We start from the raw sequence: 25630 nt of genomic DNA, 5'->3' as shown, positions 1-25630 counted from the left end.
GGATCAAACTCTCAGGTTTAATAAAAGTTCAATCACAGGCAACTTAATCAATCGCTATGCATTAAAGCACTCAATGTGAAAATCAGCATCTCTGCCAACCCCCACAAGAATTAACAAGAGCTCGATAAAACCAGACGAATAAATCCGTCCAGCCAAATCGGCTTCCTTGTTTGAAAGATCAAACGTACCTGCGTAACCCTTACTTAAAAACCAAAACCAAAACACAAGTGCTCCGATAATGGCTTCCCGCAAGGCCAACGCCGCCTACGCTTCCCTTCCTTCAAAATCAAATTGTCAATGAACCATTCACAGGTAGTGAATGCGGCACAAAGGCCTCCGACCAAAGACGTCAAACTTGCTTCCTGTTGCCAGGTCAGAGCGACGAAGATGTCCGGTAGAACCAACAGCAGAGCGCGCCGAGATGGCGGCGACGCCGTCGATGGAGGGCGTTATACGCAGGGGCCGAACCGGAGTCAACAGACTTTGTCAAAAAAGATTCACAGAACAAATCAGGCTAAAAATAGCAGCGCAACATCATCATGTTAGCGCGCCCACTCCCGCCCGGTGGTCCGGATTTCCGGCGGATACGGATCCGCCGTGCTTCCGCCCGACCGCACCCTTGTGCTCCCCATTATTATAAAGACGTCTTCCTGGGAGATTTTAACCACAGAACTGACAAATTCTGGAGGTACCGACGCCGGATACCTAGACGGCTGCCATGCCGGCGGTGCAGAAACAATTGACGTTTTTAATCAAACACTGCATTTAGCAGGACCTGATTATGTTTGGCGGACCCTATCCCCCAGCCCTTTTTGACGGGCTGACGGTTATGGTCTTCTCGCAGGCTGTATAAAGGACCGGACAGGAATTAATGCAATTTGGCCCTTTCCATAGCGCTCAGACCGTCCGTATCGAGCTTGGCGACGAGCCTCCGCTGCGCGGCTATGAGGGCCGCAGCGGTCTGTCCGACCGCCGACAGGTTTCCCTACGCTGGCTGGCGGGAACCGTCCTGACCGGCGTGACGTCTCTGTTCCTGATGGGCGGCGCCCTGATGGCCGCGCTCGACGGCCAGTACAGCGTGGAGGCTGCTCCTTCTGCAGATACCTACCTGAACGGCCTGGGCCTTTCCGCAGACGGCGGCAGCAAGGGCGACAGGGTCCTGCGCACGGCGGCCGAATATTCCAGCAAGCATGTGATCGACGTGAATGTCGTCACCCGCGACGGCGACAGGGACCATATCCGTGTGCAGCCGCATGTCTTTGTCAGCGCCACACTGGCCACGAGAAAAGACCCCGATCTTGCGGATAGCATTCCGCCCTTCAATCCGCTGAACATGTTTGCCGACAATCGGGAAGAAAACTTTCCGGTGGGACTGAGCGACACCGGCTCCCCCGTCCTGACCGACTCTGTCTACGGCGCCAAGCTTGAGAGCGAAGTCAGCATCAGCCTGACACCGTTCCCGGTTTCCAGCCGCGCCATCGATCTTGAGAAAACACCCTCGGAGACCGAGGTGGAATTGCGGGTTCGCGAGACCGCCCGCACCCTGTCCATCGACGCCGTTGAAATGGCCGCCAAAACCCTCGTCGATCCGGGTCGCTTCGATTTCAACCTCGCCCTTCAGCCCGATCTGGAGCGCTATGCGGTGCGCATCACGCCCGAGAACGTGTCCTTCGTCTCCAAACGGGACGAAGACATCCGCTTCGCAGGCATGGATGAAAACATCGTCCCGGTAACCGAGGGCCAGGACCTCGCCGACATCCTCATGGATTACGAGGCGACCGAAGACGAAGCCCGGACGATCGCCTCGGCCCTGCGGACCAACTTCGGCATATCGGACCTCGAGGATGGCCAGAGGCTCCGGATCGCCTTCGCGCCGTCACCTGAAAATCTCGAGCGCATGCGCCCCGAACGCATCAGCCTCTATGAGAATACCGAACACCGGGCGACGGTCGCCCGTTCCGACAGCGGCGACTATGTCAGGGCCAAGGAACCCAGCACCTTCCTCGCCGATGCTTTCGCGGAAGCCGACCGGGTTTCCTACGGCGGGCCGACACCAGCGATCTACGACAGTCTCTATCAGACGGCGCTCGAACAGGAGATGCCCGAGGAGATCATCGACGATCTGGTGCGCATGTTCTCCTTTGACGTCGACTTCAATGCGCGCGTCCAGCCGGGAGACTCCCTGGACCTGTTCTTCGCCGATGGCGATGACAACAGCGGCCCGAAAATTCTCTATGCGTCCCTGAATACCGGCAACACGACACGCGAATTCTACCGTTACCGGACACCGGACGACGGGGTCACCGACTTTTACGACGCCTCCGGCCAGAGCGCGAAAAAGTTCCTGGTGCGCAAGCCGCTCAACGGCGGCAAGTTCCGCTCGGGTTTCGGCATGCGTCGCCATCCGATCCACCGATACACCAAGATGCACCTGGGTGTTGACTGGTCCGCACCCCGTGGCACACCGATCATCGCCGCAGGCAACGGGACAGTTCTCAAGGCGGGCTGGAGTTCCGGCTACGGGCGGCGCATCGAACTGCGCCATACCAACGGATACACCACCACCTACAACCACATGAGCGGCTTCGGCAAGGGTATCAAGGAAGGCTCCCAGGTCACCCAGGGCCAGATCATCGGCTATGTGGGATCGACCGGGCTTTCCACCGGCCCGCATCTTCACTACGAAGTGCTGGTGAATGGCCGCTACATGGATCCGATGCGTATCAAGCTGCCCAAGGGCAGAACCCTCGACGGGGAAATGCGCGCCTCCTTCGAGGCCGAGCGCTACCGGATCGACACGCTTCTGGAGCGCGTCCGCAAACCCTCCCGTATCGCTGCGATCAACTAAAGTATTTCCGTACAAGACCGGGCTCAGACCCTTGCCGGAATTTCAGTCACGGCTTGCTGAACAAGGATATTGTTTTATCCTCATGCATGAAGCCGTGACCTGTTTCGAAACCCCGATCAGGCGCCTTGCGCTGCGACGATGATGATCTCGACCGTATAGTCGGGCGTTGCCAGTTTGGATTCGCCGCAGGCCCGCGTCGGCGGATTGGCCGGGTCGATCCAGGCGTCCCAGACGGCGTTCATCTCGGCGAAATCATCCATCGAGGCAAGCCAGATTGTCGCCTGAAGCAGCCGCGACTTGTCGCTGCCCGCTTCGGCCAAAAGCTTCTCGATCTTCTCGAGGATCACTTTGGTCTGGTCCTGGACGCTTTCGCCGGGATTACCGACCTGGCCGGCCAGCCAGACGAGACCGCCGTGAATGACGGCCTGGCTCATGCGCGGACCTGGATGCAGCCTCTTGATATCGGACATGACGAATTTCCTTCTCTCTTCAGATGATCGGACCGCTCAGACGAGCCGGGCCGGAGCCAATGCCTGGACCACACTGTCCGTCAGATCGGACTTTCTGCCCAGACAAAGATCCGCCGTCAGTTGCGACAGCGCCGGAGCTGTCTGTACGCCATAGCCCCCCTGTCCCGCCAGCCAGAAAAAGCCGTCCGCATCAGACGCGAAACCCACAACCGGTGTCCGGTCCGCAACGAAGCTGCGCAGGCCTGCCCAGTTCCGCTCAACGCGGGTCACCGGCATGGTGACCGCCTGTTCGAAGCGATGAAGACCTTCGGCAAGCACCATGTCGTCCGCCCACACGTCATGGGGCGCAACCGGGTCCTCATCTGCGGGAGAGACCATCAGCTTGCCGGCGTCGGGCTTGGCGTACCAGCTTTCCGACGCGCTCGCGACAAGCGGCCAACCGGTGACATCGACGCCCTCCGGCGGCGGTATGATGGCCGCCGAGCGGCGCATGGCGACAAGGCCGATTTTTCTGACACCCGCCAGGGCTGCGATCTCATCCGCCCAGGCGCCGGCAGCGTTGATCAGAACCGGAGCCTCGAAAACACCCTGAGGCGTTTCCACCCGCCACTGTCCGGAAACCCGGGTTATGCGCCGCGCCGGCGCGGACATGACGAAGTGCGCGCCATGCCTTCTGGCAAGGCGCGCCAAGCCCTGCAAGAACCGGTCGACATCAATGTCCTTCGCATCGCGCTCGATGGCCGCGGCGGCGATCCGATCTTTGCGCAACAGAGGGAAAAGCGAGACGGCCTCATCCGGCGTCAACCTTTCCATGCCCTCGGCGCCCTTCAGATAGGCCTCGAAAGCACCCAGCTCGTCCTCGCCGGCTATCAGCATCTCGCCACGTGGAGACAGAAGGCTCGCGTCCGATATCCCCTCCGGATTTTCCAGGACCGGTTCGGATATCGCGTTCAAGGCCCTCAGGGTCTGATTGCCGTAGTTGCGGATGTAGATCGCCGCCGAGCGGCCAGTGGAATGCCGGCCGAGGGCGTCTTCCATTTCCAGAACCCTGACGGAGGCGTGGGGCGCAAGACGCGCAGCCGCCCCCGCGCCGGCAATTCCGCCGCCGATGATCAGAAAATCGGAGGTTTCGGTCATGCGTCCTGAAATCCCGTCAGGAAACTGGTGAGGTTCTGGCCAAGCTCGTCAGACAGATACCCGCCTTCCTGGACAAGCAGCGTCGGCAGGGAGAGCCGGGCAATCGCCGCACCGATCCGGCTGAAGCCCGGCGTCGTGACGGCAAGCCCCTTCAGGGGATCCTTCTCGTAGGCATCAAGGCCAAGGGCGACGATCAGCACATCGGCCCCGAAAGCACGGATATGGTCGAAGGCGGTTTCCAGCGTCTTCAGATAGTCGTCGTCCCCGGTACCACGCACCAGTGGCAGGTTCAGATTGAAGCCTCTGCCGGGCCCCTCGCCGCGCTCGTGGCCATGCCCCCAGAAGAAGGGGTAGAACCGGACCGGGTCCGCATGAACGGACACTGTCAGGACATCGCCGCGCTCATAGAAAATGCCTTGCGTGCCGTTACCGTGATGAACGTCGACATCAAGAATGGCGGGCCGCTTTCCGGCCCTTAACAACCGTTCGGCAGCGATAGCGGCGTTGTTGAGGAAACAGAACCCGCCGGCGAGATCGCCAAAGGCGTGATGCCCCGGCGGGCGCGACAGCACATAGGCGCCGTCTTCCCCGGCCGCGATCAGATCCGCCCCCTGCACGGCACTCTGGGCCGACCAATAGGCCGCCTCCCACGTCCCCGCCGCGATCGGGCAACTGGTATCGGCCTGGTGAAACCCGGCCTGTCCCACGGCGGAGCGCGGGTAACTCGCCGTGCGCCGGTCGGGATGAATATTCGGGATCACTTCGTCCGACGCACCTTCAATGCGTTGCCAGCGCGTGTGGATTGTCTGCAGAAAAACCAGATATTCAGCCGAATGAAGCGCCGCGATCGGACCCATGCCGTGGTCGACCGGTGCCTCGAACCGGCAGCCGGCCGCTTCGGCGCCACTCTTCAGCACTTCGATCCGCCGGGGCTGCTCCGGATTTGCCAGTCGTGTGCCGTTGGCCATGAAATGTTTCGGGTCATGCAGCCATTGGCGTTCGTCAAACAGGGCCTTCATGAACGGTTCCTCAATTTTGTCAGCGCCGGACCACGGAGATCAAAGACTGTTTCCCCCTCGCGGGGCTCAAAGCCCAGGCGCTCATAAAACCGGCTTGCATCCGGGTTGTCATGATAGACCGCGAGTTTCAGGAAGGTGACGGTCCAGGTCGCCGGCGCAAGGTCGAGCGCGGCAGCCAGAAGCTGCCTCCCGAGACCGGAGCCACGGGTATCTTCCGCCACCCACAGGTCGGAGACATAAAGTCCCGCGCCGGCGCGTGTGGTTGAAAAGAGCGGCGATGCCAGCAATGCACCAACGGTGTCTGTCTGCCTGGTTGCAATCAACGCGAAAAAGGCCGGTGGCTCGGAAAATCCGTGACGCAGCAGAATGTCGAGGTCAGCTGCATGGGTGTCACCCAGATCTCGCGAGAGCTGTGTCAGGGCACGATGGAGCCTTTCGGCGTCCCCGCGTTCCGCCCGTCTGATCTCGATTGCGCTCATGGTCAAAAAGCGGTCCTGTCCGCGCCCTTGAGCCCGAGGATCTGCCGGGCGTCATCGGGGGAGGCAACACTACGGCCGAGCTCTTCCGCAATGCTGCGGATCTTGACGACTTGTTCGGCGTTCGAGCGGGCAAGCACGCCCTTGGCGATATAGAGGTTGTCTTCCAGCCCGACCCGCACATGACCGCCCATGCTGGCCGCCGTTGCCGCAAAGGGGATCTGACTGCGCCCCGCCGCCAGGACGGAGAACAGATAGTCCTCACCAAACAGCTTGTCGGCCATCCGCTTCATGTGCTGAAGATTTTCAGGGTCCGCACCGATCCCGCCGAGAACACCGAAAACGAACTGAATGAAGAAGGGCGGCTTGACCAGCCCCCTGTCGGCAAAATGGCGCAGCATGTAGAGATGACTGATATCGTAGCATTCGAACTCGAAGCGCGCGCCGCGCTCCTGGCCCATTCGCGTCAGCACATGGGCGATATCCCTGGGGGTGTTCTTGAAGACCAGATCGTCAGAATTCAACAGGAACGGTTTTTCCCATTCGTGCTGCCAGGTATCGAAACGCTCCGCCAGCGGATAAAGGGCGAAATTCATGGTGCCCATGTTGAGCGAACACATTTCCGGTTCGGCCCGGACCGGTCCTTCGAGACGCTCGTCGAGGCTCATGACGGCGCTGCCGCCTGTCGTCAGGTTCAAAACCGCATCGCATCCAGCTTTCAGGTGCGGCAGAAACCCCATGTAATCCTCCGCTCTGGCGGAAGGCTGACCGGTTTGCGGGTTACGGGCATGCAGATGCAGGATCGCAGCGCCGGCGTCAGCCGCATCGATCGACTGGCTGGTGATGTCGGCTGCGGTCACCGGCAGGTGCGGCGACATGGTCGGCGTGTGTATGGAGCCCGTAATGGCACAGGTGATGATGATTTTTTCTGACATTGCTTGAGACTAGCTGGCCCGGGCCTGTTGTTGAGACATCCTGTCGAGAAACTGGCGCAGGGAAAGATCGAGACCCTCGATGATTTCCGCCACATGATCCGCTGTCGAAATCATCGGCGGCGCGACCAGGAAGTGATCGCCGCGATAACCGCCTCTCGTCCGCCGGGAATAAATGATCAGGCCGTTGTCATAGGCGATATCGACCAACTGGTTGTAGGCGTTCAGTTCCTTCGGCAGCGGCCGCATGTCTGCCCTGTCCTCGACCAGTTCGAACGCCAGCAGCAGCCCCTTGCCGCGCACGTCGCCGATAATCGGGTACCGCGCCATGAGTTTCTCAAGCTCCGTTTTCAGAAGCGCTCCGGTCCTGGTCGCGTTCTGGCAAAGACCTTCTCGTTCGATTTCCTCCAGCACGGCAAGCCCGGCGGCGCATGCCAGCGGATTGCCGGCATAGGTGAAACCGTGCAGAAACCCTCCGGCGTCGAGCACATTCGTGACGATATCCTTGTGCGCGACCATGGCCCCCAGGGGAACGTAGCCGGCGGCAAAGCCCTTCGAGATGACCAGGATATCGGGCTTGGCGTCCCAGTGGTCGGCGGCGAAAAATTTTCCCGTCCTGCCGCCGCCGGACATGACTTCGTCATGGATCAACAACACCCCGTACCGGGTGCAGATCTCCCGGATGCGCCGCATGTAGCCCCTGGGTGGAACAAGCGCACCGGTGGAGGCGCCGCCCACCGGTTCGACGATGAAGGCCAGGATGGTTTCCGGACCTTCGTTGAGGATCTTCTCCTCCAGCATATCCGCGTAGTGGAGGCCGGTGGCCTCGTCGTCCGGGTCGAGCCCGTCGAGATAGGCACGCGGCGCCGGGATTTTCGGCATCGGTCGCATCATCGGCTCGAAGGGGGCGGTCAGGGGCGCGTAGCCGGTCAGCGCCAGCGCGCCGAGCGTACAGCCGTGGTAACTCGGTTCCCGGGAAATGATTTTCGTCCGCTGCGCCTCGCCAGTCGCGACGGCATTCTGGCGCGCCAGCTTTATGGCGCTTTCCACCGCCTCCGACCCGCCGGACACGAAGAACACCTTGTCCAGCCCCTCCGGTGCGAGACCTGCTGTTTTCGCCGCCAGTTTTTCCGCCGGCTCGGTTTCGAAATGCAGACGATAGCCGAAGGTCGACTTCTCCATCTGTCTGCGCATGGCTTCCAGAACGCGCGGATTCGAATGACCGATGTTGCAGACCATGGCTCCCGAAGAGCCGTCCAGATAGCGTTTGCCGTCCACGTCCCACATGTAGACGCCTTTGGCCTGGTCCAGAACCGGCCGTCTTTGCCGGCTCTGATAAAACAGGTGGGATTTCTCTGGCGCGCTCATGACGGTGCTCCCGGCAGCGCGGCGCAGTCCCGTGGGCGGAAACGGACGGAAACCGTTTCCCCTTCCTGGAAGGGACGTTCGTCGATCATGTTGATTGCCTGCAGTTGCTGATCGCCGACACGGACAAAATAGCGGGCCGCCTGCCCCTGATAGTCGACAGCTTCCACGACACCGTCGAAGGCAACCCGCTCGTCCCTGGGTGCCGAGGGATCGGTCAGCAGCAGTTTTTCAGCCCGGATGACCAGCTTCACCGGTCCGGGCCCTTCCACATGCGGCGCCTTCTCCTTCGGGACGGTGATCTGGCCGAAAACGGGAAGATCGAGGGACAGGCCGACGGCATCCCCCCCTTTGCTCGTCGCGGCAAGGATATTGGAGATCCCGAGGAACCTGGAGACGAATTCGCTGGCCGGCGTGTTGTAGACGTCTTCCGGCGTGCCGATCTGCTCGACCCGGCCATCGGACATGACAACCACCCTGTCGGACATGGCAAGGGCCTCCGACTGGTCGTGGGTCACGAAGACCGTGGTGATGCCGATCCGCTGCTGAATGCGTTTCAATTCGACCCGCATGTCCTCGCGCAAATTGGCATCAAGCGCGGAAAGCGGTTCGTCAAGCAGGAGAACATCCGGCTCGATGACGATTGCCCGGGCCAGTGCGATCCGTTGCTGCTGACCTCCGGAGAGTTGTTTCGGGTACCGGTCGGCCACATGGGGAAGCTGCACAAGGTCCAGGACATCGCGCACCTTGCGTTCCATGTCGGCCTTCGAAAGGTCGCGGTATTTCAATCCGAAAGCCACGTTCTGCGCGATCGTCTTGTGCGGAAACAGTGCATAGTTCTGGAACACCAGGCCAAGATTGCGCTTGTGGATCGGCACATCGTTGACCCGCCGCCCCTTGATCGTGATCTCCCCTTCCGAGGGGTCGATCAGGCCGGCGATCATCCGCAGCGTCGTCGTCTTGCCGCAGCCGGACGGTCCCAGAAGCGTAACGAAACTGCCTTCCGGAATATCCATGGACATGCGCTGGACCGCGGTAACCGATCCAAAGCGCTTGACGATATCGGTCAGGGAAACAGCGCCCACATCCGAACTCCGAAAACTTGAGGAAGCATTCCCGCCCGGCGGCTCCGGGCGGAAACAATGTCGATGGTTGAGGGTCAGTAGCCCTTCTGGATGCGGCCGAAGGTCTTGGACCAGGCCTGCTCGTGCGAATTCCAGTATCCCGGATTGGCGAAGGTCAGTCCGTCGAGTTTGCCTGTCGGATCGAAGGCCGGCAGCGTCGGGATCTTGTCACCGAGATTGACCTTGGTCGGGTCGAGTGCCGGCGGGTAGTTCTGCCCTTCGGCCACGGCGATTGAGGTTTCCGGTGCCAGCATGAAGTTGAGCAACTCCTCGCAGGCTTCCATCGGCGAGCCCTTGATCACGAAGAGGCACTCCTGCCAGCCGAAGCCGTTGGGCGGATCGATATAGCCGATATCCTTGCCCTGTTCCTGCAAGGCATAGATACGCCCGGACCAGCCTTCGGTCACATAGATCTCTTCTTCGGCAAGCAGGCTCATCAGTTCCGCACCCGACTGCCAGTATTTGAGCAGCAGGTCCCGGTTGGTGCGCACGGCCTCCCAGACGGCATCCATGTCGGTCGCATCATTGGGATCCTGGTCGGTCTGAAGGGAAGCGTACCAGACCCGCGTCCGCCAGTCGGACCAGCCGCCGATCTTGCCCTTGTAGGCAGCGTCGATCAGAAGCTTCGCGCCCTTCTCCTTGGCTTCCTCATCGGAGATGTACTTGCGGTTATAGGCGATGCCGGTGGTGCCATAGTCATAGGGGACACAGGAAAGCGTGCCGTCGGTCACGCTGCGGAACACATCCGTCAGCTTCGGGATGACGTATTTGAGGTTCGGAATGTTCGCTTCGTTCAGCGTGGAGTTCAGGCCGAGGTTGGCGTAACGCGCATAATCGAACACACCGGACAGGTGGGCGATGTTGTATTCGCCTTCCTGGCTCGCTTTCACCCGCGAGAGATATTCATCGCCGCCGCCGAACGTTCCGTCGACAACCTTGATCCCGGTCTTTTCCGTATAGGGATCGAAAGCATATTTGCGGAAGGCCTCCGACACGACGCCGCCCCAACCGTCGAACCGGACCTGTTCCGTCGCTGCCAGCGCCTGGCGGGCGAAAGGCGTGTGAACGCCGTAGGCAAGACCGGCCGCGCCGATCAGGCCGAGGAACTTGCGGCGGTCGAGGTCACCGTTGAGATAGCGTTCGCGCATGCGCTCATAGCGTGTTGTATTGTCCATTTTTTCTGTCCACTCTGGTCTTGTTTGTCAGGTCTTTTGCTTTGATCGCGCGGTTCTAACCGCCGCGCTGCATGGCCATCCGCCGGGCGATCGCCAGTCCAAGAAGGGGCAATCCGACGGTGAGAAAGATCATCACGGTGCCAAGCGCGTTGATTTCCGGTGAAATGGAATTGCGCAGCATGGCAAAGATCTGGGTCGGCACGGTTTCCACGCCGCCCGGCTTCCAGAAGAGCGTTCCGGTGATGTCGTCGAAACTGATGGTGAAGGCGAAGAGCATGCCTGCGAAGACGGCCGGAGACAGCAGCGGCAGGGTGATCTGGAAGAAGGTCTGTACAGGGCTCGCCCCCAGGCTGAGCGCGGCTTCCTCGTAATCCCGTCTTATGCCGACGAGACGGGCCTGAACCACCAGAATGACGAAGGGCAGCGTGAAGATGACATGCCCCATCAGGAGCAGGAAAAAGCTCTTGTTGATGGACAGGAAATTCAGGAAAAGCAGAAGGGCGACCGCCAGCACGACTTCCGGCACCAGGATCGGCGCGATCAGAAGGGTCGAGATCAGGTTGCGGCCGGCAATGTTGTAGCGAACCAGCGCCAGACTGGCGAGAACGCCCAGAGTCGTGGAGATCACCGCTGTCAGCGCACCCAGAAGGATCGACGTCCTGAAGGCTCTCAGAATCGCCTCGTTTTGCGCCAGTTCGACAAACCACCGGAAGGACAGCCCGGTCATCGGAAAGCTGCCGAACTGGCTGGCGTTGAAGCTCAGGAGCACCACGACGGCAACCGGCAGGAACATGAAGAGATATACCAGCACCGTATAGACGCGGATCAGCGACCAGCCCATCAGCCCAGCCCCTTCATCAGTTGTCCCATGCCGAGGTAGTGGTTGTAGACCAGCACCAGGGCGCCCAGAACACCGAGCAGCATCAGCGACAGTGCCGAGCCGAGCGGCCAGTTGAGTTGGGTGATGATGGCCTCGAAAACCAGATTGGCGTACATCGCATCCGTCGGTCCGCCCAGGACCAGCGGGGTGATGTAGGTTCCCGCGCTGAGGACGAAGCAGAGCAGGCCTCCCGCAGCAAGGCCCGGCAGGGAAAGCGGTAATGTCACTTCACGGAAGGCCTGCCAGCGGGTCGAGCCGAGCGAACAGGCGGCATCTTCCAGCGAAACGTCGACCCCTTCCAGGGCGACATAGACGTTCAGCACCATGAAGGGCAGCAGGAAGTGCACGAGGCCGAGGATGACCGTGGGCTCGTTGTAAAGCATCTGGATCGGTTCGGCGGTGATGCCGAGATTGAGCAGCACCCAGTTGACCGCGCCGGACACCCCCAGAATGTTGATCCAAGACATGGTGCGAATGATGTAGCTGATCCAGAAGGGCAGCATCAGCAGCAGAAGCAGCAGCGCCTTGTTGCCGCGCGAACGCGCAATGAAATAGGCAGCCGGATACCCCAGCACGGCACAGGCGACCGTGGTGATCGCCGCAATCCGCAATGTGCTGAAAAGAATATCCCGATAGAACGGATCGGTGAGCGCTTCATTCCAGTTGTCGAGATAAAAGCCGACCTGGTCGGCACCTGTCGCGGTGCGCAGCCAGAAGGAATAGACGACGATAAAGAAGAGCGGCACGAAAAGCAGCAGCCCGATCGCCGTCAGCGCCGGAGACAGGAGGATCCAGGGTTGTCGTCTTTCCCGTGCTTCGACGCTCATGCGGCGGTTCCTGCAAAATCTCAATGTCGGAAGTACTTGACTTCAAGGTTGCAGCCGCGTCTTCATAGATCAAATAGATAATCAGAATTTCAGGTATTGATCAGATCTATGGCTAAGGGAATACGGCCGATCCACGCGGAACGCCTGGCGCGAGAGCTGGACTGGAACCTGCTGAGAACCTTTATCGTGCTCGCCCAATCCAGCAGCGTGACCGCCGCTGCGGAGAAGTTGAGGCTCAAGCAGCCGACCGTCTCAAGCGCCTTGAAGCGTCTCGAAGACCGGCTCGGCCGCAAGCTGATCAACCGCAAACCCGGCCTGTTCGAACTCACCGAGGCCGGAACCCTGCTCTTCAGGGAAGCGGTCGAGATCCAGGGTTCCGTCCTGCGGCTCGGCACCTTGATGCGCGAAGTGACCGATGAAGTCCGCGGCCACGTCGAGATCGCCATGGCCAGCCATGTCGTCTGCCCGCTTTTCGACGACACGCTTCGCGAATTTCATCAAAGACACCCGGCCGCGACGCTTTCCATCAATGTCTCTGCCAGCAAGGAGGCGCTGGAGGCCGTATCCTCCCGCCGCGCCTCTCTGGCGGTCTGCCTTGTCCGCGACCGCAATCCGAAACTGGAATACCTGCGCCTCTTCCGGGAGTTTTTCGGCCTGTTCTGCGGCCCCCCTCACGCACTTTTCGGACGGGAGAACCTGACCAAGGCGGACCTGGCCGGCCAGTTCGCGGTGAGCTTTGTCACCGACCGCATGGAGGACGCATTGAGGTCCGTGACCCTGATGCGTGCCGAAGCGGATCTGGAGGACCGTATCGTGGGAACCTCGGCCAATCTTGAAGAAGTCCGGCGCATGATCGTTGCCGGCCTGGGCGTCGGCCCGCTTCCGGTTCACGTCGCCCGGCGCGACGTGAAGGACAATCTCCTGTGGCAATTGCCGCCTTACGACAGGCTGCCGGAGATCGATGTGCATGTGGTGTGGAATCCGAAGGCAAAACTCAATCGGGCCGAAAAGGCATTGTTGGACATGCTTCTGGAAAAGATCCGCAAGACGCCGATTGGCGAGAGAACATACAGCTAGGGGACGCACGTCGCAGTCATTCGATTTGACAGCATTCAGCCCTCCAGTCGTTTCCGACTGGAGGGCTGTCTTTTCGTGTCAGCGATCAGGCGGCAGCGCTTTCTGTGCCGCTGACCTGAAACAGCAGCCGGTCCCCGCCTGCCGTGACATCCACCGTCTGACCGTCGAGGATTTCGCCGGACAGCAGCTTTTCCGCGAGCGGATCCTGAACGTCCTTCTGAATCACGCGCTTCAGCGGACGTGCGCCATAAGCCGGGTCGTATCCCTTCTGGGCCAGCCAGCCGACAGCACTGTCGTCCAGGTTCAGTGTGATCTTGCGGTCGTCAAGCAGCTCCCGGAGCCGTTCGAGCTGGATCGTGACAATATTGGCCATCTGCGAACGCTGCAGGCGGTGGAACAGCACGATCTCGTCAAGCCGGTTGAGGAATTCCGGCCTGAAATGCCCGCGCACGGTCCCCATCACTTCATCCCGCACAGCGTCCGTATCCTCGCCTTCTCCCTGGTTGACCAGATACTCCGCCCCCAGGTTCGAGGTCATGATGATCAGCGTGTTGCGGAAATCGACGGTTCGGCCCTGACCGTCGGTCAGCCGGCCATCGTCGAGCACCTGCAGCAACACGTTGAACACATCCCCGTGGGCCTTCTCTATCTCGTCGAAGAGCACCACCTGATAGGGCCGCCTGCGGACGGCTTCCGTCAGCGCGCCGCCTTCCTCATAACCGACATAGCCCGGAGGCGCGCCGATCAGACGGGAGACGGAATGCTTTTCCATATATTCCGACATGTCGATCCGCACCATCGCGCTGTCGTCGTCGAACAGGAAGCTGGCAAGCGCCTTGGTAAGTTCGGTCTTGCCGACACCAGTCGGGCCGAGGAACATGAACGAACCTATCGGCCTGTTTGGATCCTGAAGACCGGCCCGGGCGCGGCGAACCGCCGTCGCCACCGCATGGATCGCTTCGGCCTGACCGACCACCCGGCCTGCCAGGGCATCTTCCATGCTCAGCAGCTTCTCGCGTTCGCCTTCCAGCATCTTGTCGACCGGGATGCCCGTCCATTTCGAGACGACCTGGGCGATGTGAGCCGGTGTGACCGCCTCATCCACCATGGAATCCGCATCTTCGGAGGCCTCGGCCTCGGCCAGCTTGCGCTCCAGGTCCGGAATGACGCCATAAGCAAGTTCACCGGCCTTGGTGAGATCGCCGCGACGCTGCGCAATCTCCAGATCCGTGCGAGCCTGCTCAAGCTGCTCTTTGATTTTCTGTTCAAGGTTCAGCTTGTCCTTCTCGCTCAGCCAGCGTCCCGTCAGGGCCTGAGATTGCTCTTCCAGGTCCGTCAGTTCCTTTTCAAGTCGCTCGAGCCTGTCCTTGGAGGCTGCATCGTCCTCCACCTTCAGGGCCTCGCGCTCGATTTTCAGCTGGATGATCCGGCGGTCCAGTTCGTCCAGTTCTTCCGGTTTGGAGTCCACCTGCATCCTCAACCGGCTGCCGGCTTCGTCCATCAGGTCGATAGCCTTGTCCGGCAGGAACCGGTCGGTGATGTAGCGGTTGGACAGGGTCGCCGCGGAAACGATAGCGGAATCCGTGATACGCACTCCGTGATGGAGTTCATATTTCTCCTTGATCCCGCGCAGGATCGAAATCGTATCCTCTACCGTCGGCTCGCTGACGAAAATCGGCTGGAACCGGCGGGCCAACGCGGCATCCTTTTCCACGTGCTTTCTGAATTCGTCGAGCGTCGTTGCCCCGACGCAATGCAGCTCGCCGCGGGCAAGCGCCGGTTTGAGAAGGTTGGAGGCATCCATCGCCCCGTCCGCCTTGCCGGCACCCACGAGCGTATGCATTTCATCGATGAACAGGATGACATTGCCCGCGGCCGCTTCGACCTCGGACAGGATCGCCTTCAATCGTTCCTCGAATTCACCGCGGTATTTCGCACCGGCAATCAGCGAGCCCATATCGAGCGCCAGAAGCTGCTTGTCCTTCAGAGATTCAGGAACATCACCATTGATGATCCGCAACGCCAGACCTTCGGCAATCGCGGTCTTGCCGACACCGGGCTCACCGATCAGCACGGGATTGTTCTTCGTGCGGCGCGACAGCACCTGGATCGTCCGGCGGATTTCCTCGTCGCGGCCGATCACCGGATCGAGTTTGCCTTCCCGGGCGACCTGGGTCAGGTCACGCGTATATTTCTTCAGCGCTTCATACTGGTTTTCCGCCGTGGCGCTGTCGGCTGTACGGCCCTGGCGCAGCTGGTTGATCGCCTCGTTCAGTGCGTTCGGCGTGATGCCGTGACGCTTCATGAGCTTGCCGGCCTCGCTGTCGCCATCCATGGCCAGAGCAAGCAGCAACCGTTCGACGGTGACATAGCTGTCGCCCGCCTTCTCGGCGATTTTCTCTGCCTGTTCAAACAGCCGTGCGGTGGCCTGCGCCATATAGAGCTGGCCCGCCGCGCCGGAAACTTTCGGCATCTTGTCGAGAACGCCTTCCAGGTCGCCCTTGAGCACCTTCGACTGGCCCCCGGCCCGGTCGATCAGACCGCTGGCCATGCCTTCCGGGTCATCCAGAAGCACTTTCAGAATATGTTCGGGGGTGAACTGCTGGTGGCCCCGTCCCAACGCGAACGTCTGCGCCGACTGGACGAACCCGCGAGCCCGCTCGGTGTATTTTTCAAAGTTCATAATGTACCTCCTGTCCGTCCGCACCACCCGAAGCATGGGGAACGTTATGGGATACGGACCCCTGCTGCGGGCATCCGCACAACGCTTGTAATCCCGGAGGGGATCGCGAGCCTTGCTCCCACTATATAGTGTTGCATATTCATCACAAAAGCCCCCGGATCAACAGATCTTCAATCGCATTGGATTGCGGGTCGACAAGGTGACCGATTTTGGAGCGCCAAGACATTTTATCTCCGCCCGGCTGAGCGCGGATTGATCCAGGTCACGCACCAATGCGGAATTCACTGTCCAAACAAAAACGGCGCCCTTTCGGACGCCGTTTTCACAAATTGAGCTGTACCTGGCCGAATTATTCGCCCGGGGCCAATTCGCTTGCATTTGAAGCCTCACCCGACGCCTCTTCCGGAGCCTTGGCCCGGCGGGGACGAGCGGCACGGCGCTGCGGTTTTGGCTGTTCTTCGCCAGCCAGCGCTTCCGCGGCCTGGGCAGGCGCGGCAGCGGGTTCGGCTCCACTTTCGGGAGACGGTGCTGCCGGTCGGCGTGGCATGCGCGTGCGGGGAGTGCGTGCCCGGCGGCGAGGTTTTTCCTCGGACCCGGCCTCTTCCCCTTCAGCCTTCTGCCCGGCGCCATTCACCTGGCCTTCCGGATCGATCAGCGGCATGTCTTCAATGAAGGGCTGCGGGCTGTCGCTATCGACGAGATCCTCGTCGGCAACGGACACACGGTCCCGATCCCGATCCTGCGACGGACGTTCCGAACCGTTGGTTGCCCCGGAGCCGTTGACAGGCGTGTTGTCGAAGCCTTCCTCGGACTCGCCACGATTGGACGGGTGAGCCATTTGCGGCTGCGGCTGTGCTGCGGCCACGATGCGGAGATAGTGCTCTGCATGCTGGTTGTAATTTTCGGACATCACCCGGTCGCCGGATGCATGCGCATCACGGGAAAGCTGCTGATACTTCTCCGCGATATGCATCGCTGTGCCACGGATTTTCACATCAGGACCGTTCGATTCGAAAGTCCGGGTTAGCGGATTAGGACCCTTGCGACCCCGTCCGCGCATGCGTTTATTGCTTTGATTTCCTGGTCTCATCCTGCCGTTTTCTCTTGCGGAACGGCGGTCAGCATTCGCTGACCCAACATCGGAATTGCGTAAAACCGATACGAAATAATTACCGAAACCAACATTGCTGGTTAGCGGCTGTCACTGAAAACTCACGCAGGCGCCATAGGCCACCGGCCAACGCTTTGTCTTTTTCCTCGACAGTCCGAAACACCGGATAGTCCGATATGCAGCGATTACCAAAACGCTAAATCTGCATTTGGCCTAACGCTGCCGGATGCGTATGCCCCGCTGATCGCTGATCACATATCCGGTCTCGGCGAGTTGAACCTAACCGTTTCCGCCGCGATTTCCAAGTGCTTTTTCACCGCGGGAACAAAACGATCAAATCAAGGCTTCCGGGCAAGGGCGACACGGTCGTTCCCGGAAAGATCCTTAATGATTTCAATTGCTACAAACCCATGATGCCGCAACTGTTTTTTCAGGTCATCCGCCTGATCGTAACCGATCTCCAGAGCGATCCCGCCCCCCGGGCGCAACAGGACAGCCGCATCGGCAACGATGCGCAGATAGGCTTCAAGTCCGCTGTCTCCACCGTCAAGCGCAAGGATCGGATCGTGCTGATTCACCTCCCTGTCCAGTCTGGCAAGGACGGAAGAACGGATATAGGGCGGATTGCTGACCACCCAGTCCAGCCCCGATCCCAGGCACGACGTATAATCGGCGCACACCGGATAGAACCGGTCTTCCACACCGTTCAGAGCGGCATTGCGCAGCGCGCACTGCAACGCTTCCTCGGAGAGGTCGACGGCGATCACCCGGTATCCGGGGCGTTCGGCGAGAAGTGATACAGCGATGGCGCCCGAGCCCGTGCCGATATCGCACATGACACCGGTCTCCTGAGGCTCCACGCGCGCCAACACGGCATCGACCAGGGTTTCCGTATCCGGCCGGGGCTCCAGGGTCGCCGCATTCAGGGTAAATTTTCGGCCGTAAAAATCCCGCTCCCCCAGGATCCGCCCAACCGGCATGCCTTCCAAGCGCAGATTTTCATAAGCCTTTGCGCGGTCGGCATTTTCCTCCGGCACATCCTCGTCCTCCCGCAGAACGAGATCGGACACCTGCAGGCTCAGCGCCGCGCTGACAAGCAGCCTGGCATCCAGGTCCGGCGTCGCCAGTCCGGCCTGCCTGAACCGGTCCCGAACCTCCCGGTAGAGCTGACCGATCCGCATCGCTCAGGCGTCTTCGGAGGCAAGCAGATTGGCCTGATGATCCACGATCAGAGCATCGATGACCTCGCCAAGCGCCTCGCCGGCAACGATCTGCTCAAGCTTGTAAAGCGTCAGGCCGATCCGGTGATCGGTCACGCGCCCTTGAGGAAAATTATAGGTCCGTATCCGCTCGGACCTGTCGCCGGAGCCGACCTGCAGCCGCCGGGCCTCGGTGCGTTCATTCGCCGTGCGCGCGCGTTCCTCGTCATAGATACGGGCCCGCAAAAGCTGCATGGCGCGCGCCTTGTTCTTGTGCTGCGAGCGTTCGTCCTGCACGGCGACCACGATCCCGGTGGGAATGTGGGTGATACGGACGGCGGAGTCGGTCGTGTTGACGTGCTGTCCACCGGCGCCGGAGGCGCGATATGTATCGATGCGCAGATCGCTTTCCTGAACATCGATATCGACATCCTCGGCCTGCGGCAGCACCGCGACGGTGGCCGCGGAAGTGTGAATGCGCCCGCCCGACTCGGTTGCCGGGACACGCTGGACCCGGTGCACGCCGGATTCGAATTTCAGCCGCGCAAAGACATTGTCGCCGGAAACCGAGGCAATCACTTCCTTGTAGCCGCCGACCTCGCCCTCACTGGCGGACAGAACTTCCACCTTCCAGCCCTGAAGCTCGGCATAGCGCTGGTACATGCGGAAGAGATCACCGGCAAACAGGGCCGCCTCATCACCCCCCGTTCCGGCGCGCACTTCCAGGATCGCATCGTTGGCGTCCGCCTCGTCCTTCGGCAGCAGGCCAATGCTCACGTCCTTGCTGAGGCGCTCCACGCGCTCGGCAAGCTCGTCGCGCTCCAGTTCCGCAAGTTCGCGCATCTCCGCGTCGGACTCCGGATCCGACATCAGCGACTTCGCCCCCGCAAGATCCTTTTCGGCCTTGATGAGCTCCCGGATCTTGCCGACCAGCGGCTCCAGTCCGGCATATTCACGGGAGAGTTTGACGTAAGCAGCAGGGTCCGGATTCGAAGACATCATGTGTTCGATTTCGGCGAAGCGGTCCAGCAGATTATCAAGTCTATGACGCGCCAGCATCCGCGCAAGGTCTCCAAGGGTTGACGTTAAGAAGGGGCGTTACGCCCGTTTGCGCTAAAGAGCAACATCCATGTCTGAGGCGAACCGCTTCAGGACATCCCGGATGTTGCTGTCCCCGTGTCCGGGTTCCAGCCGTGGCAGGAGGCGGGCGGCCAACCGGCCGGCATCGAGCGTGCGCAGCATCGCCTTCACCGGCCCGAGGGACGCGGGCGACATCGACAGGTCCCGGTATCCCAACCCCATCAGCGCCATCGCCTCCAGAGGCCGGCCGGCCAGTTCACCGCACAATGTCACCGGGACATGAGCCTTATTTGCCGCATCGACGATGGATTTCAAGGCTCTGAGAAAACCGACGCTCAACGTATCGAACCGATCGGCGACCCGGGTGTTGCCCCGGTCGACCGCACAGAAGAACTGGAACAGATCGTTCGAGCCGACGGAAACGAAATCCACATAGGACATCAGTTCCTCAAGCTGGAACAGCAGCGAGGGAACCTCGATCATGACACCCAGCCGAATGGTATCGGGAGCGTCGTGGCCATGGAGGCGCAGATGCTTGAGTTCCTTGTCGACCAGCGCCTTGGCCTGCAGGAATTCCCGAACCTCCGCGACCATGGGGAACATCAGCTTCAGTTCCCGACCTGCGGCAGCCCGCAGCAAGGCCCGTATCTGGGTGCGCAGAAGGCCTGGCCGGTCAAGCCCGAGCCGAAGGGCCCGCCAGCCCATGGCCGGGTTTTCTTCCTGAATGGAGCGCAGATAGGGAAGAACCTTGTCGCCGCCAATATCGAGGGATCGGAAGGTCACCGGTTTTCCGTCAGCGGCATCCAGAACCTGGCTGTATTGCGCCTGCTGTTCCCGCATCCGCGGAAAGGAGGAGGCGACCATGAACTGCAGTTCTGTCCGAAACAGGCCGACACCGGCAGCCCCTGCTTCCGCGAGATGCGGAAGATCGACCAGCAGTCCGGCATTCATCTGCAGCGAAAACTCGACCCCGTCCTTGGTCACCGAAGGCTTGTTGCGCAGACGCCGGTATTGCGCCTGTCGCCGCGCCCGGAACCGGACCTTTTCGGCATAGGCGTTTTCCAGGTCGGTGGCAGGACGAAGATGCACTTCGCCCGTATCGCCGTCGACGATGATTGCATCGCCGCCGTCGGCCAGACCGACGATGTCGTGAACCAGCCCGACCATGGGAATGCCCAGAGCCCGCGCGACGATGGTTACGTGGCTGGTCGGCCCGCCTTCCTCCAGCACCAGGCCGCGAATCCGGTCGCGTCCGTAGTCCAGCAGTTCCGCGGCGCCCATGTTGCGGCCCACGATAATGGCGTCCTGGGGCAATTCGTCGTGACCGGGTCCGTGTTCACGGCCCATCAGTTCACGAATAAGCCGGTGAGCCAGATCGTCGAGGTCGTGCAGGCGTTCGCGAAGATAGGGGTCGGTCTGACGCAACATACGCGCACGCGTATCGCTCTGCACCTTCTCGACCGCCGCTTCAGCGGTCAGGCCGTTGCGGATCGCTTCCTCGATCTTGCGGATCCAGCCCCGGTCGTAGGCAAACATGCGGTAGGCTTCGAGCACTTCGCGGTGTTCGCCGGTCGCGGCGATTTCGCCGCTGGCCAGAAGATCGTCGATGGACAGGCGCAGCCGGTTGATGGCCGCGTCAAGACGGGAGCTCTCGCGCTCCGTGTCCTCGGCGATCAGATTTGTAATGACAACCCGCGGCTCGTGAAGAACCACATGGCCGAGGCCCACCCCTTCGGAAAGTCCGGTGCCGGTGGAAGTGATCGGCCGGGAAAGATCCAGCCCGGTCGCCTTCTGGGAAATCGCCTCAAGCTCGCCCGCCGCCACCATTTCGGCGATGACCATCGCCGTTGTCTGCAGCGCTTCGACTTCATCTTCCAGATAGGTGCGGTGAGACTGGTTCTGCACGACCAGAACGCCAAGCGTGCGCCCTGCCCGCAGGATCGGCACGCCGAGGAAGGAGTTATAGGCTTCTTCGCCCGTTTCCGGCAGATAGGTAAAGCCCGGATGGGCGCTGGCGTTCGGCAGGTTCAGCGGGCGCGCCTCGGCGGCGATAAGACCGACAAGGCCCTGGCCGACGCGCAGGGATGCGTTGTGGACAGCCTCGCGATTCAGACCTTCCGTCGCATAAAGCTCCAGAACACCGTCCGCCCGCAGAATATAGACCGAGCAGACTTCGGCGACCACATTCGACGCAATGAGCACGACGATCTTGTCGAGTCGCTCCTGCGCCGTGATCGGCTCCGCCATGACTTCCCGAAGCCGGCGGAGCAGCAGGCGCGGTCCGGCTAGGTTGCTGCGCATGGCGCCCCCGTTTGATCCCGCTTCACACCAGAGCTCCCTGCGTTCGTTCGATCGCGGACAGGCTGCTCCAACACTTTACAACAGATCGGTTTCTGAACATCCGATCGTTTCAGGCTGAATGCCCGTCGATCCGGCTACGACGACAATCCATACCGGCGCCCGATGGCCGGATGAACTATCCGTCCAACCCGTATAGCGAATGCAGAGTCCGCACTGCAAGTTCCGCGTATGCTGAATCAATGAGCACGGAGATCTTGATTTCCGATGTGGTGATGGCCCGGATGTTGATCCCCTTGGAGGCCAGCCCCCTGAAACACTGGGCCGCGATCCCCGCATGGGAGCGCATTCCGATGCCGATGACGGAAACCTTCACGACGTCGGTGGCGCCTTCCAGATTCTGGAATCCGATCTCCGAGCGATTGTCCTCCAGAACCTTTATGGCCCGGTCGTAGTCGCCTTCAGGAACGGTAAAGGTAATATCCGTTGTCTTGCCATCCGGTGAAATGTTCTGGACGATCATATCGACATTGATATGGCCATCGGCCAGCGGTCCGAACACGGATTCGGCAACGCCTGGCTTATCCGCCACGTCACGGAGTGAGATCTGGGCTTCGTCCTTGGCATAGGCGATGCCGGTGACAACCTGCTGTTCCACGAGTTCGTCCTCGTCGCAAATAAGAGTACCAATCGGAAGGCCGTCGTTACCGACCTGCGGTGCATGCGGATCATCGAAGCTGGAGCGTACGAAGGTCCTCACACCGTGAATCATCGCCATCTCGACAGAACGGACCTGAAGAACCTTCGCACCGAGAGACGCCATTTCGAGCATTTCCTCGAAGGACACCCGCTTCAGCCGTTTCGCCTTGGGCACGATCCGGGGGTCTGTCGTATAAACACCGTCGACATCCGTATAGATATCACATCGGTCGGCCTTGATGGCAGCGGCGATGGCAACCGCGCTGGTGTCGGATCCGCCCCGGCCCAGCGTCGCGATCCGGTTGTCCGGCGACAGGCCCTGGAAACCGGCCAGCACCGCGACCTGCCCCTGTTCCAGCCGCTCCGACAGCAGACTGCCGTCGATTTCGCGAATTCGCGCCGCGCCGTGATTCTCATCCGTCTTGATCGGCACCTGCCAACCCTGCCACGAGCGCGCGTTGACGCCCATGTCCTGCAGGACGATCGCCAGCAGGCCGGAGGTCACCTGTTCACCGGATGCAACCACGGCATCGTATTCCCGGGCGTCGTGAAGTGGCGACGCCTCGCGGCAATACTGCACCAGCTTGTTGGTCTGCCCGGCCATTGCCGAAACCACGACCGCCACCTGATGACCGGCGTCCACTTCCCGTTTGACATGGCGGGCGACATTGCGGATGCGATCGAGATCGGCAACCGAAGTCCCGCCAAATTTTAAAACCAGTCGGGCCATACCACTCGTATTCTTCTTGTCGGTTCATGAAGCGCCTGAAGCGCCGGATGGATCGGCGCACATGCATACAGGCTGCATTGCTTTGCTGCAACCACACTTGGAAGCTATTACCGTGACCGGATTTGCTGCCGGTCCGGCTTGACAAACGGCCAGTGAGGCTGAAACGACAGCTGATGAAAGTCCAACCGGCCGCGCTCCCCTGCGGCTTGACGTCTGAAAGGACCGTCCGATGACAGACAAGGCACGAGAAAACTCCGGCACGATCGACACCGAAGAGGTCGCCCGCTTTTCTGCGATGGCCGAAGAATGGTGGGACCCGGCGGGCAAGTTCAAGCCACTGCACAAGTTCAACCCGGTTCGCCTTGCCTATATCAAGCAGGAAGTCTGCCGCCGGTTCGACAGGGATCCGAAGGCATCCGACGCCTTCAAGGGACTGAGGTTTCTCGACATCGGCTGCGGCGGCGGACTGCTGTGCGAGCCGATGGCGCGACTCGGCGCGGAGGTAGTCGGCGCCGATCCCTCCCAGACCAATATCGAAATCGCGAAACTGCACATGCGCAGTTCCGGCCTCGACATCGACTACCGGACCGAAACCGCCGAAGCACTGGCGGCCGCAGGCGAAAGCTTCGACGTGGTGCTGAACATGGAGGTCGTCGAACATGTTGCCGACGTGCCCCTGTTTCTCGAAGCGACCGGAAGCATGGTCCGGCCCGGCGGGCTGATGTTCGTGGCAACCATCAACCGGACGCTCAAGGCCTATGCCCTGGCCATCGTCGGTGCGGAAGTCGTGCTGCGCTGGCTGCCAAGGGGCACACATACCTACGAGAAGCTGGTGAAGCCGGAGGAGATCGAAACCCCGCTAGGACAGGCAGGGCTGAAGATCATCGACCGCTCCGGAGTAAGCTACAACCCGCTGACCGACAGCTGGGCCCGTTCGCGGGACATGGATGTGAACTACATGCTGCTGGCGGAAAAGGCGGGCCCCTCCAAATGAGCGACCCGATCGTCTTCGTTCCCGGCCTCCTGTGCACCGAAGCGCTCTTCGCCCCGCAGATCGTCGCCTTCGCGGACCGGCCGATCATGGTGGCCAACCACCGCGAACAGGACAGCGTCGCGGCGATCGCCGCCGCCATTCTGGAACAGGCACCGGAACGCTTTTCCCTGATCGGCCTGTCCATGGGCGGCTACATCTGCATGGAAATCATGCGCGAGGCGCCGGAGCGGGTCGGGAAGCTGGCGCTTCTCGACACCAATGCCCGCGCGGATACGCCCGACCAGTCGGAACGGCGGAAATTCCTGATCGACCTGACACGCAAGAAGGGGTTCTCGAAGGTTCCGCACCTGCTTTATCCGGGTTTCGTCCATGAAAAGCGGGAAGAAGACGCAGAGCTTAGGCAGATCGTGGTCGATATGGCCATGGAAACCGGCCCGGAAGCCTTCATCCGCCAGCAGACCGCATTGATCGAGCGCATCGATGCCAGGCCCCGGCTTTCGGAAATCACCTGCCCGACCCTCGTTCTGGTCGGCGACGGCGACAGGCTGACGCCTCCACCGGTCTCCCGGGAAATCCATGAGCGGATATCCGGAAGCGACCTTGTGGTCATCGAAGGCAGCGGGCACCTTTCGACCCTCGAAGAGCCGGAGACGACAACCGCCGCGCTGAGAGACTTTCTCAACCGGCCCTGATGTCCACCCCCGATACTGGCAGACACCGATATCTGTCGCGGTTTCTTCCGCTTTTGATCCCTGTCAATGATGTGACGTAAAGACATCGTAGAGTGGAGCTGAGGGGCAAGGATCAGCCGCGCGTTCGCGGCGGGTCGAGGAACGGACGGGCTTCGACGGCTGGACAGCCAGCCGGTCGAAGCTGACCGACAACAGCGGAGTTTGTGACATGCCTGCCAAGCGTAATACGGATGCCTTCGATTTCAGCTCGATGATGCCCCAGTGGCCGATGCCATCCTTTTCGAACTGGAACTTCGCGGAACGCGAAGACCGGATCGAGGCAAAGACTGTTGCCGGCGTCCAGAAGATGGGTCAGACCTTATGGTCTCACACCGGCAAGGCGTTCGATGATCAAATGAATTTCGTCAGCCACCGTCTCCATGAAGACATCGAGTGCGCGAAAACCCTGAGCCAGTGCACGGCGCCGGAAGAAACGATGGCGACCCTGCAGGCCTTCTATTCGAAGATGGCGAACGAGTATCAGGAACACTTCGCAAAACAGGCTGCTCTGTTCCGCGACAGTTTCTCCGAAAGTGCCGCCGCCGTTGAAGAACTCAACGAGACGGCGATTGAAAGCGTCAGCGAACTCGGCAAGGCCGCGGAGGAAAGCCTCAAGGAGGTCCAGGCCAAAACCACAGCAGGCCGCAAACCCGCCGCGAATGCAAAAAGCTGACAGCTGAAGCCTTCGTTTACGCCATGTCGTGAAAACCGGAAGCCCCCGCGTTCAGATGAGCGCGGGCGGCTTTGCTATTCGGGAAATGCCTGCAAGCCCGGC

At 60.8% G+C, this 25630-nt stretch carries 21 protein-coding genes; 5 read left to right on the top strand and 16 right to left on the bottom strand.

Annotated elements, in window-relative coordinates; translation table 11 throughout:
• The first annotated feature begins 871 nt into the window (after positions 1 to 871).
• On the top strand, positions 872 to 2848 hold the full coding sequence (locus Q1B40_RS21130) for a M23 family metallopeptidase (RefSeq protein WP_299819100.1): 1977 nt from the start codon (positions 872 to 874) through the stop codon (positions 2846 to 2848).
• 116 nt (positions 2849 to 2964) lie between these two features.
• Here the strand turns inward: Q1B40_RS21130 and Q1B40_RS21125 are convergent, their stop codons facing one another.
• The 10 genes from Q1B40_RS21125 to Q1B40_RS21080 form a co-directional block, all read right to left on the bottom strand.
• Positions 2965 to 3318 (bottom strand): RidA family protein, encoded by a 354-nt coding sequence (locus Q1B40_RS21125; protein WP_299819098.1) that lies wholly within the window; start codon positions 3316 to 3318, stop codon positions 2965 to 2967.
• A 36-nt stretch (positions 3319 to 3354) separates the two neighbouring features.
• Positions 3355 to 4455, bottom strand: coding sequence for an FAD-binding oxidoreductase (locus Q1B40_RS21120; protein ID WP_299819095.1), 1101 nt, complete (start codon positions 4453 to 4455; stop codon positions 3355 to 3357).
• On the bottom strand, positions 4452 to 5474 hold the full coding sequence (locus tag Q1B40_RS21115) for a histone deacetylase family protein (RefSeq protein ID WP_299819092.1): 1023 nt from the start codon (positions 5472 to 5474) through the stop codon (positions 4452 to 4454). Before Q1B40_RS21115 ends, Q1B40_RS21120 begins: the two co-directional genes overlap by 4 nt.
• Positions 5471 to 5953, bottom strand: a complete 483-nt coding sequence (locus tag Q1B40_RS21110) for a GNAT family N-acetyltransferase (protein WP_299819089.1) — start codon at positions 5951 to 5953, stop codon at positions 5471 to 5473. The genes Q1B40_RS21115 and Q1B40_RS21110 overlap by 4 nt, the downstream gene beginning before the upstream one ends.
• Positions 5954 to 5955: 2 nt before the next feature.
• Entirely contained in the window at positions 5956 to 6885 is a 930-nt protein-coding gene (locus Q1B40_RS21105) for a 3-keto-5-aminohexanoate cleavage protein (RefSeq protein WP_299819086.1), read from the bottom strand.
• Positions 6886 to 6894: 9 nt separating this feature from the next.
• Positions 6895 to 8250 (bottom strand): aspartate aminotransferase family protein, encoded by a 1356-nt coding sequence (locus Q1B40_RS21100; RefSeq protein WP_299819083.1) that lies wholly within the window; start codon positions 8248 to 8250, stop codon positions 6895 to 6897.
• Complete coding sequence (locus Q1B40_RS21095; protein ID WP_299819080.1) at positions 8247 to 9332, bottom strand: ABC transporter ATP-binding protein; 1086 nt, start codon at positions 9330 to 9332, stop codon at positions 8247 to 8249. The genes Q1B40_RS21100 and Q1B40_RS21095 overlap by 4 nt, the downstream gene beginning before the upstream one ends.
• Positions 9333 to 9406: 74 nt before the next feature.
• Entirely contained in the window at positions 9407 to 10546 is a 1140-nt protein-coding gene (locus tag Q1B40_RS21090; RefSeq protein ID WP_299819077.1) for an extracellular solute-binding protein, read from the bottom strand.
• A 55-nt stretch (positions 10547 to 10601) separates the two neighbouring features.
• Positions 10602 to 11387 carry an ABC transporter permease gene (locus Q1B40_RS21085; protein ID WP_299819074.1) on the bottom strand — a complete coding sequence of 262 codons (786 nt, stop codon included), beginning with the start codon at positions 11385 to 11387 and terminating at the stop codon, positions 10602 to 10604.
• Positions 11387 to 12253, bottom strand: a complete 867-nt coding sequence (locus tag Q1B40_RS21080) for an ABC transporter permease (protein ID WP_299819071.1) — start codon at positions 12251 to 12253, stop codon at positions 11387 to 11389. Before Q1B40_RS21080 ends, Q1B40_RS21085 begins: the two co-directional genes overlap by 1 nt.
• Positions 12254 to 12361: 108 nt before the next feature.
• Between Q1B40_RS21080 and Q1B40_RS21075 the strand changes: the two genes are divergently transcribed.
• Entirely contained in the window at positions 12362 to 13330 is a 969-nt protein-coding gene (locus Q1B40_RS21075) for a LysR family transcriptional regulator (RefSeq protein WP_299819068.1), read from the top strand.
• 85 nt (positions 13331 to 13415) lie between these two features.
• Here Q1B40_RS21075 and clpB read toward each other — a convergent pair whose 3' ends face one another.
• The 6 genes from clpB to Q1B40_RS21045 all read right to left on the bottom strand — a co-directional run bounded on the left by clpB (position 13416) and on the right by Q1B40_RS21045 (position 23130).
• Entirely contained in the window at positions 13416 to 16013 is a 2598-nt protein-coding gene (gene clpB / locus Q1B40_RS21070) for an ATP-dependent chaperone ClpB (RefSeq protein WP_299819063.1), read from the bottom strand.
• 349 nt (positions 16014 to 16362) lie between these two features.
• Positions 16363 to 17103 (bottom strand): DUF4167 domain-containing protein, encoded by a 741-nt coding sequence (locus tag Q1B40_RS21065; protein ID WP_299819018.1) that lies wholly within the window; start codon positions 17101 to 17103, stop codon positions 16363 to 16365.
• A 359-nt stretch (positions 17104 to 17462) separates the two neighbouring features.
• Positions 17463 to 18305, bottom strand: a complete 843-nt coding sequence (gene prmC, locus Q1B40_RS21060; protein ID WP_299819015.1) for a peptide chain release factor N(5)-glutamine methyltransferase — start codon at positions 18303 to 18305, stop codon at positions 17463 to 17465.
• A gap of 3 nt (positions 18306 to 18308) precedes the next feature.
• A complete protein-coding gene (prfA, locus tag Q1B40_RS21055; protein WP_299819012.1) occupies positions 18309 to 19382 on the bottom strand; it encodes a peptide chain release factor 1 in 1074 nt (357 codons plus the stop codon).
• A gap of 54 nt (positions 19383 to 19436) precedes the next feature.
• Positions 19437 to 21704, bottom strand: a complete 2268-nt coding sequence (ptsP, locus tag Q1B40_RS21050) for a phosphoenolpyruvate--protein phosphotransferase (RefSeq protein ID WP_299819009.1) — start codon at positions 21702 to 21704, stop codon at positions 19437 to 19439.
• Between the two features lie 175 nt (positions 21705 to 21879).
• Positions 21880 to 23130 (bottom strand): aspartate kinase, encoded by a 1251-nt coding sequence (locus Q1B40_RS21045; RefSeq protein ID WP_299819006.1) that lies wholly within the window; start codon positions 23128 to 23130, stop codon positions 21880 to 21882.
• A gap of 229 nt (positions 23131 to 23359) precedes the next feature.
• Between Q1B40_RS21045 and ubiG the strand changes: the two genes are divergently transcribed.
• The 3 genes from ubiG to Q1B40_RS21030 all read left to right on the top strand — a co-directional run bounded on the left by ubiG (position 23360) and on the right by Q1B40_RS21030 (position 25528).
• On the top strand, positions 23360 to 24124 hold the full coding sequence (ubiG, locus tag Q1B40_RS21040; protein ID WP_299819003.1) for a bifunctional 2-polyprenyl-6-hydroxyphenol methylase/3-demethylubiquinol 3-O-methyltransferase UbiG: 765 nt from the start codon (positions 23360 to 23362) through the stop codon (positions 24122 to 24124).
• Positions 24121 to 24816: an alpha/beta fold hydrolase gene (locus tag Q1B40_RS21035; protein WP_299819000.1), complete on the top strand. Its 696-nt coding sequence runs from the start codon at positions 24121 to 24123 to the stop codon at positions 24814 to 24816. The genes ubiG and Q1B40_RS21035 overlap by 4 nt, the downstream gene beginning before the upstream one ends.
• Before the next feature lie 208 nt (positions 24817 to 25024).
• On the top strand, positions 25025 to 25528 hold the full coding sequence (locus Q1B40_RS21030; RefSeq protein WP_299818997.1) for a hypothetical protein: 504 nt from the start codon (positions 25025 to 25027) through the stop codon (positions 25526 to 25528).
• Positions 25529 to 25630 lie beyond the last annotated feature (102 nt).

Source organism: uncultured Roseibium sp., assembly GCF_947496995.1.
In the GTDB taxonomy this organism is placed as follows: domain Bacteria; phylum Pseudomonadota; class Alphaproteobacteria; order Rhizobiales; family Stappiaceae; genus Roseibium.
The sequence above is the reverse complement of the archived record's forward strand: the minus strand, read 5'-3'. Positions and strand labels throughout refer to the sequence as shown.

Coding starts and splice junctions, on each gene's coding strand:
- prmC (WP_299819015.1), bottom strand. CDS start 18,305: ATGCGGATCGGTCAGCTCTACCGGGAGGTTCGGGACCGGTTCAGGCAG.
- Q1B40_RS21090 (WP_299819077.1), bottom strand. CDS start 10,546: ATGGACAATACAACACGCTATGAGCGCATGCGCGAACGCTATCTCAAC.
- Q1B40_RS21075 (WP_299819068.1), top strand. CDS start 12,362: ATGGCTAAGGGAATACGGCCGATCCACGCGGAACGCCTGGCGCGAGAG.
- prfA (WP_299819012.1), bottom strand. CDS start 19,382: ATGCTGGCGCGTCATAGACTTGATAATCTGCTGGACCGCTTCGCCGAA.
- ubiG (WP_299819003.1), top strand. CDS start 23,360: ATGACAGACAAGGCACGAGAAAACTCCGGCACGATCGACACCGAAGAG.
- Q1B40_RS21085 (WP_299819074.1), bottom strand. CDS start 11,387: ATGGGCTGGTCGCTGATCCGCGTCTATACGGTGCTGGTATATCTCTTC.
- Q1B40_RS21120 (WP_299819095.1), bottom strand. CDS start 4,455: ATGACCGAAACCTCCGATTTTCTGATCATCGGCGGCGGAATTGCCGGC.
- Q1B40_RS21115 (WP_299819092.1), bottom strand. CDS start 5,474: ATGAAGGCCCTGTTTGACGAACGCCAATGGCTGCATGACCCGAAACAT.
- ptsP (WP_299819009.1), bottom strand. CDS start 21,704: ATGCGCAGCAACCTAGCCGGACCGCGCCTGCTGCTCCGCCGGCTTCGG.
- Q1B40_RS21030 (WP_299818997.1), top strand. CDS start 25,025: ATGCCTGCCAAGCGTAATACGGATGCCTTCGATTTCAGCTCGATGATG.
- Q1B40_RS21125 (WP_299819098.1), bottom strand. CDS start 3,318: ATGTCCGATATCAAGAGGCTGCATCCAGGTCCGCGCATGAGCCAGGCC.
- Q1B40_RS21035 (WP_299819000.1), top strand. CDS start 24,121: ATGAGCGACCCGATCGTCTTCGTTCCCGGCCTCCTGTGCACCGAAGCG.
- Q1B40_RS21110 (WP_299819089.1), bottom strand. CDS start 5,953: ATGAGCGCAATCGAGATCAGACGGGCGGAACGCGGGGACGCCGAAAGG.
- Q1B40_RS21065 (WP_299819018.1), bottom strand. CDS start 17,103: ATGAGACCAGGAAATCAAAGCAATAAACGCATGCGCGGACGGGGTCGC.
- clpB (WP_299819063.1), bottom strand. CDS start 16,013: ATGAACTTTGAAAAATACACCGAGCGGGCTCGCGGGTTCGTCCAGTCG.
- Q1B40_RS21105 (WP_299819086.1), bottom strand. CDS start 6,885: ATGTCAGAAAAAATCATCATCACCTGTGCCATTACGGGCTCCATACAC.
- Q1B40_RS21130 (WP_299819100.1), top strand. CDS start 872: ATGCAATTTGGCCCTTTCCATAGCGCTCAGACCGTCCGTATCGAGCTT.
- Q1B40_RS21045 (WP_299819006.1), bottom strand. CDS start 23,130: ATGGCCCGACTGGTTTTAAAATTTGGCGGGACTTCGGTTGCCGATCTC.
- Q1B40_RS21100 (WP_299819083.1), bottom strand. CDS start 8,250: ATGAGCGCGCCAGAGAAATCCCACCTGTTTTATCAGAGCCGGCAAAGA.
- Q1B40_RS21080 (WP_299819071.1), bottom strand. CDS start 12,253: ATGAGCGTCGAAGCACGGGAAAGACGACAACCCTGGATCCTCCTGTCT.